Annotated in this window: 10 protein-coding genes and 1 other RNA gene; 2 read left to right on the top strand and 9 right to left on the bottom strand. The window is 44.7% G+C overall.

What is annotated here, in order from left to right; genetic code table 11:
* Nucleotides 1-4 precede the first annotated feature (4 nt).
* The 5 genes from G633_RS0101360 to G633_RS0101340 are packed head-to-tail and all read right to left on the bottom strand — an operon-like array spanning nt 5 to nt 7,732.
* The gene (locus G633_RS0101360) at nt 5-880 is read right to left on the bottom strand and encodes a sulfide/dihydroorotate dehydrogenase-like FAD/NAD-binding protein (RefSeq protein WP_026518864.1); all 876 of its coding nucleotides are present in this window, start codon (nt 878-880) and stop codon (nt 5-7) included.
* Between the two features lie 13 nt (nt 881-893).
* The gene (locus tag G633_RS0101355; protein WP_026518863.1) at nt 894-2,339 is read right to left on the bottom strand and encodes a chitobiase/beta-hexosaminidase C-terminal domain-containing protein; all 1,446 of its coding nucleotides are present in this window, start codon (nt 2,337-2,339) and stop codon (nt 894-896) included.
* A gap of 11 nt (nt 2,340-2,350) precedes the next feature.
* Entirely contained in the window at nt 2,351-3,211 is an 861-nt protein-coding gene (folD, locus tag G633_RS0101350) for a bifunctional methylenetetrahydrofolate dehydrogenase/methenyltetrahydrofolate cyclohydrolase FolD (RefSeq protein WP_035770374.1), read from the bottom strand.
* A gap of 26 nt (nt 3,212-3,237) precedes the next feature.
* Complete coding sequence (locus G633_RS0101345) at nt 3,238-4,914, bottom strand: formate--tetrahydrofolate ligase (protein ID WP_026518861.1); 1,677 nt, start codon at nt 4,912-4,914, stop codon at nt 3,238-3,240.
* Between the two features lie 4 nt (nt 4,915-4,918).
* The gene (locus G633_RS0101340) at nt 4,919-7,732 is read right to left on the bottom strand and encodes a DNA translocase FtsK (protein WP_026518860.1); all 2,814 of its coding nucleotides are present in this window, start codon (nt 7,730-7,732) and stop codon (nt 4,919-4,921) included.
* A 147-nt stretch (nt 7,733-7,879) separates the two neighbouring features.
* Here G633_RS0101340 and G633_RS0101335 point away from each other — a divergent pair, with 147 nt between their 5' ends.
* Complete coding sequence (locus G633_RS0101335) at nt 7,880-8,449, top strand: hypothetical protein (protein ID WP_022767311.1); 570 nt, start codon at nt 7,880-7,882, stop codon at nt 8,447-8,449.
* Between the two features lie 62 nt (nt 8,450-8,511).
* Here the strand turns inward: G633_RS0101335 and proB are convergent, their stop codons facing one another.
* Nucleotides 8,512-9,312: a glutamate 5-kinase gene (gene proB / locus G633_RS0101330; RefSeq protein WP_022767312.1), complete on the bottom strand. Its 801-nt coding sequence runs from the start codon at nt 9,310-9,312 to the stop codon at nt 8,512-8,514.
* A 182-nt stretch (nt 9,313-9,494) separates the two neighbouring features.
* Between proB and G633_RS0101325 the strand changes: the two genes are divergently transcribed.
* Nucleotides 9,495-10,871 (top strand): MATE family efflux transporter, encoded by a 1,377-nt coding sequence (locus G633_RS0101325; RefSeq protein WP_035770372.1) that lies wholly within the window; start codon nt 9,495-9,497, stop codon nt 10,869-10,871.
* A gap of 131 nt (nt 10,872-11,002) precedes the next feature.
* Here G633_RS0101325 and G633_RS18960 read toward each other — a convergent pair whose 3' ends face one another.
* The 3 genes from G633_RS18960 to smpB form a co-directional block, all read right to left on the bottom strand.
* A complete protein-coding gene (locus tag G633_RS18960; protein ID WP_155834900.1) occupies nt 11,003-11,890 on the bottom strand; it encodes an SHOCT domain-containing protein in 888 nt (295 codons plus the stop codon).
* Between the two features lie 170 nt (nt 11,891-12,060).
* Nucleotides 12,061-12,416: a transfer-messenger RNA gene (gene ssrA, locus G633_RS19655) on the bottom strand.
* 142 nt (nt 12,417-12,558) lie between these two features.
* Nucleotides 12,559-13,029 (bottom strand): SsrA-binding protein SmpB, encoded by a 471-nt coding sequence (gene smpB, locus G633_RS0101315; protein ID WP_026518858.1) that lies wholly within the window; start codon nt 13,027-13,029, stop codon nt 12,559-12,561.
* Between the last annotated feature and the right edge of the window lie 95 nt (nt 13,030-13,124).

Here is a 13,124-nt window from a genome sequence, read left to right as displayed (position 1 = left end):
ATGATCATTCGCAGTTGCCGCATCCGCCGTGGTGAGTGTCGCCCTCCTGAGCCTTGAGCATGAGTCTGCCCTCCTCAGTCTTATAGAGCTTCATTCTGTTCATGGCCTGATCAAAGTCAACCTTGTGACCGTCAAACTCAGGTCCGTCTACACAAGCGAACTTTACTTCTCCGCCAACAGTAAGTCTGCAGGCGCCGCACATACCTGTTCCGTCAACCATGATTGGATTCATGCTTACGATTGTAGGAATTCCCAGCTCTTTTGTGAGCTTGCAAACGAATTTCATCATGATCATTGGTCCGATAGCTACGCAGTGATCATACTTATGACCTTCATTCCAGAGATCCTGAAGAGCTACAGTTACCATACCGCTTCTTCCGTAGGATCCGTCATCTGTTGTGATATGAAGGTTACATACTTCCTTGAATCTGTCCTCAAGGATTACCAGGTCTTTGTTCTTGGCACCAATGATTACGTCGCACTCAACGCCGTGCTCCTTGAGCCACTTAGCCTGTGGATAAACAGGTGCTGTTCCAACACCCCCGGCAATGAAAACAATCTTTTTCTTCTTGAGTTCTTCGATGTCTTCCTCAACAAGGTCAGATGGCTTTCCAAGTGGTCCTACAACATCAGCAAGCTCATCCCCAGCTTTAAGCTTGGAAAGTTTGTAGGTCTCTGCACCGATAGCCTGAACAACGATTTCGACAGTCCCCTTCTCTCTGTCGTAGTCACAGATTGTAAGCGGGATTCTCTCTCCATCCTCGTTAACGCGGATGATCAGAAACTGTCCCGGCAAACAAGAGCCTGCAACACGGGGAGCTTCAACAATCATCTGGAAAATGTTTGTTGTAAGCTCACGGGCTTCCAAAATTTTGAACATAAAAATTCTCCTCCTATCTGTTAGATATTGTTATCAGTGTATACTTGCCACTGGAATCGTAACCTAGCCTGTTTACGGTTCCGTCGTGAGTATTAACGGCGTACATAAGTCCCGTTGGTGCACTGGTTCCGTCATTGAGTACATGATTCTCAACAACTACGTAGTACTCACCTGCACCTTCAATCTCGATGACCGAGTTGTAAATATACTCATTATGACCTTCTATTCCTCTGACTTTGCCGGTATTATCCAGAAGAATATCAAGTCTGACCAGCGTGTTTACAAGACTGTTGACTGCCTGTTCCGGTGCTACCAGTCTCGAATAAACAAGGTGATAGTCCCTCTCAACAATCTCGCTGAAATTTCCGTCATTGTCATAGGCAATGAACTTGTAATGGCTTGTGCCCACAGGCATTGTAATGGGCGATATATACTGCTTGGACTCTGTTGTCGGGTCAGATCCGTCGGTTGTATAGAATATCGAATACTCAGACTTTGTAACGGCAACAATCATAGTGTTCTGATTGTACTCACCACTTGGCTCCATGATCTCCGGAGGAGGTACAGCGCCTGCCTCAATGACGTATTCACATTCAACAACTTCAGAGCTTATACCATATTCATTGACTGTTACAGCTTTGATGTCATAGACTCCCTCATTCTCCAGAACGATCTCATTCTCATAGAGAATGCTCTCACTGGTGGGATCACCGTCATTAACGGTATAATATATGGCTCTGCCGGTTCCGTCAACCATTCTTATAGAAACATTTACGATGTCATAGGTTCCTGCTTCCGGAGTCATGACCGGCGGGCTGGGAACATATTTCTTTTTTAGTTCGGAAACGACCTCTGAGTCATCCTGAGAAAAGAGCTCTGCAACCTTGCTGTAATCTCCCACCTGGTTATAGATGGACATAATACTCTCGTAAGCAGATTTTACCTTGTCCTCAGAAAAGAGCCCCGAATCAACTATAAGCATCAAAGACTCTACAGCACCGTCGTAGTCGCCTTCTTCCAGGTAGTAATCCGACATTCTGAAGATGATATCGGAGTTGTCCGGATGCTGCTTATTACCCTCTTTTAGCTGCCTTATAGCTCCGGCTGTATCACCGGATGACCTGGTGGACTCTGCAAGACTTAAGTAGTACAGCGAAGTCTTGTTGTGATAAGCAAGGAAAAGAGAAGTGAAAACAATTATCAGTACGAGAGCTATAACAGCTCCTGCAATAAGCTTCCATCTCTTCGCAATAGCCCTAAGAAAAGCCTTTCTCTTTTGCCTTTTTTCTTCCTTGGCCTTCTCATCTTTATTTAGTTCATCCGCCACTCCCGAGAGAGTGGCGTTTATTTCATTTTCAACTTCCGGTTCAAAATCCGGGACGAAGTTTATCTCTGTACCGCAGTTATCGCAGTACATATGTCCATCCGGAATTTCAAACCCGCAATTGGGACACTTCATTAGCACTCCGTTTAATTGGCATTATGCAAAAGAGCTGCCTCATAGCAATTATTCATAAGCATTGCGATGGTCATAGGTCCTACGCCACCGGGTACAGGTGTGATGTATCCGGCAATTTCTGAAACCTCATCATACTTAACATCTCCGCAAAGCTTGCCGTCTTCATTCCTGTTGATACCAACGTCTATTACCACTGCTCCCTCTTTAACATGGTCAGCAGTTATAACACCCGCTTTACCAACAGCTGCAATTATTATATCAGCTCGTCTGCAAACTTCAGCAAGATTTTTTGTCTTTGAGTGAGCAACGGTCACAGTTGCGTTTTCTCTCAGCATCAAAAGAGACATAGGCTTGCCGACAATGTTGCTCCTTCCAATGATGACACATTCCTTGCCGGTAATGTCGTATCCGTCTGTACCTCTCTTAAGAAGCTGTATAACTCCTGCAGGAGTACATGATACAAAGCCCTTCTCGCCTATCATAAGAGCTCCGACGTTCATAGGATGGAATCCGTCCACATCCTTAGAAGGGTCAATGGCATTGATGACAGTTTTTTCATCAATGTGCCCGGGAAGTGGCATCTGTACCAGGATACCGTCTACGTCCCCTCGTCCGTTAAGCTCATCAATAAGCTTAAGGAGCTCTTCCTGCGTAGTCTCAGCCGGAAGCTCATAGGAAAGTGAATTATATCCTATGTATTCACAGGCTCTTTTCTTGTTGCGAACATATACCTGTGAAGCAGGATCTTCACCCACAAGAATAACTGCCAGGGTAACTTCTATTCCTTTTTCCTTAAGGGCAGCTGTCTTTTCCTTAAGCTCGTCCTTGATCTGCTGGGATATTGCTTTTCCGTCAATGATCTTTGCGCTCATAAAATCTCCTTCTTTTGCGATATTGCTCAGAACAATCCTACAATATTGCCTTCTGCATTTACATCGATATCGAAGGCTGCAGGTCTCTTTGGAAGTCCGGGCATTGTAACGATAGCGCCTGTAAGTGCTACTACAAAGCCTGCTCCTGCTGAAACGTAAGCTTCACGAACGGTGATATTGTAATCTTTGGGTCTTCCAAGCATGTTAGGATCGTCAGAGAGTGAATACTGTGTCTTAGCCATACATACAGGGAGCTTGCCAAAGCCCATCTCCTCAATCTTAGCAAGCTGCTTGGCTGCTGCAGGAAGGAAGTTAACTCCGTCTGCTCCGTAGATCTCGGTAGCAACCTTGGTGATCTTCTCTGTAAGTGATAAGTCGTCTGAGTAGATAGGTGCGTAGTTTGAAGGCTTGTTCTCGATAGTGCTTATTACTTCCTTAGCGAGAGCCTCTCCGCCTTCTCCGCCTTTTGCCCAAACTTCTGAAAGAGCGAACTTACATCCTCTCTCTTCGCAGAACTCTTTTACATAAGCCATCTCAGCGTCTGTATCTGTGAGGAATGCATTTAAGGTTACAACAACAGGAACGCCATATTTCTGGATGTTCTCGATGTGCTTCTCAAGGTTTACGATTCCCTTCTTAAGAGCCTCAAGGTTCTCTTCTCCAAGATCCTTCTTAGCAACTCCGCCGTTGTACTTAAGAGCTCTGATAGTTGCTACAAGAACAACTGCGTCAGGCTTAAGACCTGCGATCCTGCACTTGATATCAAGGAACTTCTCTGCTCCAAGGTCAGCACCGAATCCTGCCTCAGTTACTGTGTAATCAGAGATACCAAGAGCTGTCTTGGTTGCTCTTACTGAGTTACATCCGTGAGCGATATTTGCGAAAGGTCCGCCGTGTACGATTACAGGTGTGTGCTCTAATGTCTGAACAAGGTTAGGCTTAATAGCATCTTTTAAAAGAGCTGCCATTGAGCCGACTGCATTGAGGTCCTTAGCAGTTACAGGCTCGCCGTCTCTTGTGTATGCAACGATGATTCTTGAAAGTCTTGCCTTTAAATCATCCATATCGCTGGCAAGACAAAGAATAGCCATGATTTCTGAAGCTACAGTGATAACGAAGTGATCCTCTCTGGGAACACCGTCAGCCTTGGCTCCAAGACCTACTACTATATTTCTGAGGGCTCTGTCGTTCATGTCCTCAGCTCTTTTCCATATTATCTGGCGGGTATCGATGCCAAGCTCGTTACCCTGCTGAATATGGTTATCAATAAGTGCTGCAAGAAGATTGTTTGCTGAAGTAATGGCGTGGAAATCGCCCGTGAAGTGTAAGTTCAAATCTTCCATTGGAACAACCTGGGCATATCCGCCACCTGCTGCTCCGCCCTTGATACCAAAGCATGGTCCAAGAGAAGGTTCCCTGAGGGCGATAACAGTCTTATAACCAAGTCTGTTAAGCGCATCGCCAAGACCTACGCTGGTAGTTGTCTTGCCTTCGCCTGCGGGGGTTGGGTTGATAGCAGTTACAAGGATGAGTTTGCCTTTCTTATTTCCCTCGACCTTTCTTAAGTACTCCTCTGAAAGTTTTGCCTTGTACTTTCCGTAGTACTCAAGGTCGTCCTCGGTGATTCCGAGTTTGTCAGCAACCTCTCTGATGTGAAGCATTTTAGCTTCCTGTGCGATTTCGATGTCACTCTTTACAGCCATTGTTTCAATCTCCTCCATTCACATACGCGTCAAACTCTTGTTTACTCATTAGCACTTTCCTAGGCTTGGTGCCCTCCTCGTCTCCTACAACGCCTGCCTCGCAGAGCTGATCCATGATCCTGGCAGCCCTGTTAAATCCAATCTTGAACACGCGCTGAAGCATACCGATTGAAGCTTTTTCTTTTTCTATGATAATGTTCCCTGCCTGAACAAAGTACTCGTCTCTATCTGACCCGCCATCTGATGAAGATGATCCGCCTGCTCCTCCGCCGACGGACATATTGTCAATGGAATTCATGGCCTCTTCGTTGTAAGAAGCTTCTGAGCCCTGATTTCTTAAGAAATCAGTAACTGCCTGAACTTCCTTGTCTGAAACGAAGGCGCCCTGGACTCTGGCCGGCTTGGTGTAGCCTTGTGGGTAAAAGAGCATGTCGCCCTTTCCAAGGAGCTTCTCAGCACCGTTGATATCCAGGATTGTTCTGGAATCAACACCGCTGGAAACAGCAAAAGCTACACGGCTTGGCATATTGGCCTTGATAAGTCCCGTGATAACGTCTACTGATGGTCTCTGTGTTGCTATTATCAGATGAATGCCTGCTGCTCTTGCCAGCTGTGTAAGACGGCAGATGGCATCCTCAACCTCATTGGCTGAAACCATCATTAGGTCCGCAAGCTCATCAACTATGACAACTATCTGCGGAAGAACGGTCATGTCAGGGTCATTAGAATCAGCAGCAAGCTTGTTGTAACCCTTAAGGTCCCTAACTCCTGTGTCCGCAAACTTCTTGTATCTGTTGGTCATCTCAGCAACAGCCCAGTTAAGTGCAGCTGCAGCCTTCTTGGGATCTGTTACGACAGGGATCATAAGATGTGGTATTCCGTTATAAACAGAAAGCTCAACAATCTTAGGATCGATCATGATCATCTGTACCTCTTCAGGCTTGGCCTTATAGATAAGGGACATAATGATGGTGTTGATACATACCGATTTACCTGAACCTGTAGCACCTGCGATAAGAAGGTGAGGCATCTTGGCTATATCGGTTACAACCACCTTGCCCGCTATGTCTTTTCCGACAGCAAAGGCAAGCTTGGATGAAAAGTTCTGATATTCTGAGGATTCAAAGAGGTCTCTTAGTGCAACTGCCTGATTCTCTTTGTTTGGTACCTCGATTCCCACAGCAGCCTTACCCGGGATAGGTGCCTCAATCCTTATGTCGCTGGCTGCCAGATTCATCTTGATATCATCTGCAAGACCAACGATCTTGTTAACTCTGACTCCGGCCTCAGGCTGAAGCTCGAATCTTGTTACCGCAGGGCCCTGGCTGATGTCGGTTACTGTAACCTTAACTCCGAATGTAGCCAGTGTTTCCTGTAGCTTAACCGCTGTCTCTTTCAGAGCTCTTGCGGAATCTGTGTTCTTGTTCTTAACACCCTTTTCAAGAAGGCTAAGAGGAGGGAATACGTACTTCTTGGGAACGCTCCTCTTGTGTCTTTCAATCTCTTTCTCCATGCCTGGGCTCGTTGTGTGAGGACCAGGACCGAGATTAACTGATGAAGGCTTTGAACCGTTTATTGTACTGTCGGCACCAGCACTTCTTGAGATGTGATCCTGAGCATGGATCACATAGTCGCCGTTCATTCCGTTTCCGAGGTGCTCAGCGTGAACAGGCACATCAGGAAGGATGTCATCGTCTGAATCAAATTCATTTGTAGCTCTTGCAACGAGCTTCTTCATTGATGGAGAAAGCTCTTTTACCGGTTCAGGTTCAGGCTCATAGGCCTCTTCATCCCGATAATCAGGCTCATAAGAAGGCTCAGGCTCGTAGTCAGGCTCATAAGCATCATTACGTCTTCCTGCTGACTCAATCTCTTCTATGGCATCGCTCTCATTCTTAAGAATGATCTCGTGAATATCGTCGTGGAACTCATCTTCATCAGGGATAAAGAGATTTTCGCTCTTTACCTTCTCCTCGTTGTGGAGCCTTATCTCGCCCAGATCATCGCCATCCTCTTCCTCTTTATCAAGGGCGGTATCGATCATTACGCCGCTGACCTTCTTCTCCATACGAAGGATTTTCTCATCTTCCTTCTGCTCGATGGCAAGGCGTCTCTCTTCCTCAATCTCGGCGCGTCTTGCTTCCATCTTCTCTCTGCGTCTCTCAGCGTACTCTCGGTAGTTGTCAGCTTCCTGTCTGGTCTTGTCGATGAGCTTTCTTCCGCCCTTCTTAAGGCCTCCAACAAAGGACTGCTGGGTAACCACTACTATAGAAGCAATGCCGATAAGCAGCAGCAAAAGAGCTGTTCCCGCAAGTGAGAGATACTTGTAGGACACATAGGCAAGAGAACCTGCGAAGACACCTCCACCGTTCTTATGTTCACTGGCTTGTCCATATATTTCTTTTATCAAATAGGAATCTGAAGACTGTGGTCTGCCGGTGAGTAGTTCAGCCAGCATTCCGATCACAAAGAATAAAACAATGCCTGCAACTATCTTACGAATGGCGGCATTTGAGCCAAAATTGGCGACTCCGACCACAACAGCTGCAAGCACTACAAGTGGCGCAATATAAGCAGTGATGCCGAACAAACCAAATAAGACACCGCTTACTGCGCTGCCAAGTGCTCCGCATACACCGAAATTACATAGGAAAAGAAATATGGTAAGAAAAGCCATACCGATGACAATCAGTTCGCTCTTTAAAGAATAATCCAGCTCTTCCTCCCGTACATTCTTCTTTCTTGATGATGTACTCTTAGACCCGGATGATCTTCCTGTAGATCTCCTGGTAGAATTTCCCCTCGTATTTGTTGCCATATCCTACCCGTCACAAAACTTTCTTTAAAATATCGATCTGTTAATATTACGCAAACAGACCTTAGATAGTATACCATTTTTAAATCCTTTATGCTATACTAACTACTGATTTAAGTTTAGCTTAGATAAATAGTGAAGGAGAACACAATGGAATTTACACAGGAATTGGAAACCGGTACTTTTAAGATGATCGGGAACACCGAAACTTCTCTTAAGATCAGGGAAGTTGCTGATAAATGCCGTCTTGTCAGGACAGATAACGGTGTAAAGGTTGAACTTGCTTATACAGGCCCTAACGCCAGCAAATATATGCAGTACGTTGAGAAGCATAAAGAGGAACTGACAAAATATCTCATGAATCCGGACGAGGCTGACCTCTTCGAGTGGATGGAGACATCACATCAGAATCCCACTTCTCTTAAAAAGCATGAGAAGGAGCATCTCATCCTCTACGTAAACTTCGATCCTGAGACCCGTATGGTTCTTACAGGAATCGCAGATGAGAATGTTACAATGAAGCTCGGCTCACCTCTCATGGAGATCAACGTAGACCAGCTCACACGTGATGAGTTCAAGCTCAAGATCTACAACATGCTGCTTCTTGCAGACGAGATTTCAGTGCTTATGGGCAATGCAGATCTTCGCAAGATGTCAAACATTCAGATCGTTAAGACTTATCTGACAGAGATTTATGACAAGTATCATGAGAATGTATAATTAGGTTTAATGAAAATAAAACGCTATCAGCACTTACGAGTACTGATAGCGTTATTTTTTGCTTATTTTTCTTTTGCAACGAACAAAGTTCCGACTTTCTTCTTCTCAATAACGTCGTAGAGCTTCTCGGGATTTTTTCCGTTTGTTACTAAAACATCGATTCCATGTGAAGTTGCAAGTTCTGCAGCCTCAAGCTTGGTGATCATTCCGCCGGTTCCGCGATTTGATCCTGATCCGGAAGCAACATTTTTAAGCTCCTCCGTGATCTCTTCTACCCTGCTGATGACCTTGGCGTTTGGATCAGTCTTGGGATTACCGTCGTAGAGGCCGTCAATATCCGAGAAGATAATGAGCTTACTTGCCTTACAGAATACTGCTACAACAGCCGATAACATGTCATTGTCAGAAAAGAGCTTTTTCTCCGATTCAATCTCTGCGTGGCTGACTGAGTCGTTCTCATTAACAATAGGGATAATGTGGTTCTCCAAAAGTGCATCGAAGGTATTCTTAAGATTCTCACTTCTGACCGGATCAGTAATATCTCCGTTATCAAGAAGGATCTGACCTACCATCCTACCGTATTCGGAAAAGAACTTGTCATACAGGTGCATGAGTTCTGTCTGGCCGACAGCTGCTGCAGCCTGTTTCATTCTGATCTCCTTGGGCTTCTGGGCAAGTCTCATCTTGTTGGCTCCAACGGCAATAGCTCCGGAAGAAACCAGCACCAGATCGTATCCAAGATTCTCTACTCCTGCAAGTGCTCTGCAAAGATGATCAAGTGCCCTTATATCAACATTGCCATCATCATTTGTAATTGTGGAAGTTCCGACCTTTACCACAATTCTCTTTTTACTAAGTGTCATGGCTCTCCTCTTAAATAATTTCACACTTTAATTTGTTAAAAACACATATCCCTATTATATAACTGAAGAAAAAGAAATCAAGAACTTATTAATTCGGGGGTTGAAAAATAAAAAGAAAAAGTATATATTAAATTGTGCACAATTTAATTCATGTTTGTTTGTTAATTAGTGAGGTTATATATATGAAGACTAAAGCTTTTGAAGCAATAGATATGACATTAGGAAAGCCATGGCAGCAGATACTTAAGTTCACTGTTCCCATGCTCCTTGGAAATGTAGTTCAGCAGTTATACAGCACTGTTGACAGTATAGTCGTAGGAAGATATGTTGGCGACAACGCACTTGCTGCCGTTGGTAGTGCAGCTCCGATTCTTAATCTCCTTCTGGTTTTATTCATTGGAATCAGTATGGGTGCGACCATCATGGTTGCTCAGTATCTGGGCGCAAGGGACCGAAATGCTCTCTCACTTACCATCGGAAACTGTGTGACACTTATTCTGATCGCATCAATACTTATGACCGTCATCGGCGTTGCCATTGCAAGACCGATGCTGGTACTATTAAGAACACCTGACAGCATCCTTGATTGGGCAACAGACTATCTTGTTATTCTGTTCCTGGGTAGTATCGGCCTTGGTTTTTACAATATCTTAAGCGGTGTACTAAGAGGTCTCGGCGATGCAATGTCAGCTCTTATATATCTGATCGTTGCCAGTGTTATCAATATCGTTCTTGATATCCTTTTTGTTGCAAAACTTGGTCTTGGAGTTCCGGGCGTTGCTCTTGCAACCATCATTGCTCAGGGAATTTCAGCTATTCTTTGCATCGACAGACTTCGCAGAATGACTGATACCTTTGATTTCGGATTTAAGTACTTTAAGTGGAACGGACAGTATGCAGGACAGATCATAAGACTTGGCCTTCCCTCAGGAATCACTCAGGCGATCTTCTCAATGTCAATCGTCCTGGTTCAGTCCCTTACCAACACCTTCGGTGAGCAGCTCATCACTGCCAACGTTATGGTTCAGCGTGTTGACGGCTTTGCTGTACTTCCTATCTTCTCTTTTGGTTCTGCTCTTACAACCTTTGCCGGCCAGAACATTGGAGCCGGTGATAAAGAGAGAGTTGAAAAAGGATCAAGGCAGGGACTTTTCATGTCACTTTTGTTCTCAGTGCTGATTGTTGCCGTAATCCTTATTTTCGGAAGATACCTTATGGGAATCTTCACCGATACTCAGGAGCTCATCGATCTTAGTATGCACATCATGAGGATCCTCGCTGCAGGTTACCTTCTTATGGCAATCATCCAGGCCCTTACCGGAGTTATGCGTGGCGCAGGTGATACGGTAACACCTATGTGGATCTCAATAATCGAGACCTTCTTCCTGCGTATGCCACTTGCATACCTTATGGTTTACCTCACCAAGTCAGAGACCATGCCACTCGGCAACCAGGACATGATCTACTACTCACTCCTCATCGCCTGGGGCATCGGCGCTATCATGAGCATCCTCTTCTACCGTTTCGGCAAATGGAGAAACAAAGCCATCGCCCTCTAAAATGAGTCACCGGGGACGTTTCACTTTGACTCATTTTGAGTCACCGGGGACGTTTCACTTTGACTCAAAAAAGCTGCACACCTTTTTGTCGGTGTACAGCTTTTTGTTGTTATATGAAAAGGTTTAAATCATCAAAGGCCAAGCTCCGCCATTGCTTCATCATATTCTTCCTGAGTGATCTCGCCGCTTTCAAGCTTTTGCTGAAGCTCTCCAACTATGACAAGAATCCATAATATAGCAGCATCTTCATCAGACATTTCTTCATCATCGTCATCTTCGGGCTCCGGATCAGGTGTAGGAGCAGGAGCTGGAGCAGGTGTAGGCGCCGGAGCAGGAGCAGGCTGTGCTTTCTGTTGCTGCTGAGGCTGTGAATAAACGGTCTCAGACCAATTTCCGTTATTTACGTTAACTGTTGAATACTGATAGCAGCTTCCACTGTTGAAGCTTCCGCTTGTATCATAGAGATTTCCGTCAATATAAGCGCCGTATCCGTTATCACTCTTATAAATCTTGATGGTGCAGCTTTTATACTGACTGTCGTTCAGATATACTGTAAGGCCGTTATTGAGGTTTACCTGATAAGTAGTAGACTGTACTACCTTCTTTGAAGCAGCTGCTTTCTTGGTTACCTGAGCATTGGTTGTAAGGGTTCTTCCTTCTTTTTTACCAAATATTACATAGTGCTCATATGCCTTTGAGTAGTCGTTCTTTTTTAAAGTAGCTTTTACATCGGGATAAGCAGTTACGTAAGCAACAGGATCAAAATTTGCATTCATCATTCTGCCTTCCTTCATGCCAAAGTTAAGGAAGTGATTGAACATCGCTTCTTTGTTATTTCCAAAAGCAGCTTTGATATCCGGGTACTTGGTTGCGTAGAAATCTGCATCAAACTCCTTCTTAAGTGCCGCTGTGGTTGTCTTGTCCGCAGCTTCAACTTTAATTGAGCCGGAAGCAAGTGATGATACCATTGCGCCTGATAATACTGCAGCTAATAAAAGTGCAGCCATAATTCTTTTCATAATACTTTTCATGACACGTCCATCCTTTCAATACTCTTGTTTTGATGTTACATGTAGATTTTAACGCGCAGATGTGATAAGTTCTAATGAAATATTGATAAAGAATATGACGATTAATTACATAGATTTTTTATAAACAACAAAAAACGGCTCAACTGAGCCGTTCTTTTTAATGGATTAGGCGGGAGTCGAACCCGCGTCCAAAAATTCATCCCCTGTCCTTCTACTATCATAGCCGGTTATTTCGGAATTCTGCATTCCTGTTCCCTCATACCTGCGGTAACTGGCAACTGCAGATAATCGGTAGCCCCTGATACGTCCATGGAATCGAGGCATCTTCCATGTCGTTTCCTACAAAGTTTGACGCCGGTTATCTGATGTGTAGGTGCATCAGAGCCGACGCGCCGCACTTAGGCAGCGAGTGCTAAATTATCGTTAGCGTTTAATTTTAATTTGAGGTTTAACGCAACCGTCCTTCGGATAGCTTCTCCAGCTTCAAAATCCCTGTCGAAACCTTTACTAACCCTTATTCAATTTGCTTAATCAGTATATCGGCTTTTGATTATAAAATCAATAACCTGCAGGTTTAGTTTTTTGAGTCACCGGGGACGTTTCAGATTGACTCATTTTGAGTCAATCTGAAACGTCCCCGGTGACTCATTTTTCCTTTACTTAAAGCTCTGCCTGAAGTCCCTCATAGCTTCCCTCTGCTGATCCTTCTTGGCCATGTCGGCTCTCTTGTCGTAGAGCTTTTTACCTCTGGCAAGACCAATCTCAACCTTGACTCTTCCGTTCTTGAAATAAACTTCAAGGGGCACTAAAGTGTAGCCGGCAGTCATCTTCTGCTGGTCAAGCTTTCTAATCTCTGCCTTGTGAAGAAGGAGTCTCTTTACACGAAGAGGATCCTTGTTGAAGATGTTTCCTTTCTCGTAAGGGCTGATATTCATACCATTAATGAAAGCTTCTCCCTTATCAATGGTGACCCAGGCTTCCTTGATGGAGCACTTTCCCTGGCGGATAGACTTGACCTCAGTACCAAAGAGCTCAATTCCTGCCTCGTACTTCTCTTCTATGAAATAGTCGTGATATGCTTTTTTGTTGTTTGCGACAAGCTTCCTTGCCTTATTATCTTCTGCCATTGTTTATCACCTGTAATCTGTTATCTCTTCTTTTTTCTGCCCTTGCCCTGGGAGCTCCTGGCTGCCTTGCTGGTAGCAGACTTCTTGTACTTATG

This window comes from Butyrivibrio sp. FCS006 (assembly GCF_000424525.1).
Taxonomy (GTDB): domain Bacteria; phylum Bacillota; class Clostridia; order Lachnospirales; family Lachnospiraceae; genus Butyrivibrio.
This window is presented reverse-complemented; position numbering and strand designations above follow the sequence as displayed.

What these genes read in the sequence shown, in the direction of transcription:
- G633_RS0101360 (WP_026518864.1), bottom strand. Translation starts at nt 880, where the DNA reads ATGTTCAAAATTTTGGAAGCCCGTGAGCTTACAACAAACATTTTCCAG.
- G633_RS0101355 (WP_026518863.1), bottom strand. Translation starts at nt 2,339, where the DNA reads ATGAAGTGTCCCAATTGCGGGTTTGAAATTCCGGATGGACATATGTAC.
- folD (WP_035770374.1), bottom strand. Translation starts at nt 3,211, where the DNA reads ATGAGCGCAAAGATCATTGACGGAAAAGCAATATCCCAGCAGATCAAG.
- G633_RS0101345 (WP_026518861.1), bottom strand. Translation starts at nt 4,914, where the DNA reads ATGGCTGTAAAGAGTGACATCGAAATCGCACAGGAAGCTAAAATGCTT.
- G633_RS0101340 (WP_026518860.1), bottom strand. Translation starts at nt 7,732, where the DNA reads ATGGCAACAAATACGAGGGGAAATTCTACCAGGAGATCTACAGGAAGA.
- G633_RS0101335 (WP_022767311.1), top strand. Translation starts at nt 7,880, where the DNA reads ATGGAATTTACACAGGAATTGGAAACCGGTACTTTTAAGATGATCGGG.
- proB (WP_022767312.1), bottom strand. Translation starts at nt 9,312, where the DNA reads ATGACACTTAGTAAAAAGAGAATTGTGGTAAAGGTCGGAACTTCCACA.
- G633_RS0101325 (WP_035770372.1), top strand. Translation starts at nt 9,495, where the DNA reads ATGAAGACTAAAGCTTTTGAAGCAATAGATATGACATTAGGAAAGCCA.
- G633_RS18960 (WP_155834900.1), bottom strand. Translation starts at nt 11,890, where the DNA reads ATGAAAAGAATTATGGCTGCACTTTTATTAGCTGCAGTATTATCAGGC.
- smpB (WP_026518858.1), bottom strand. Translation starts at nt 13,029, where the DNA reads ATGGCAGAAGATAATAAGGCAAGGAAGCTTGTCGCAAACAACAAAAAA.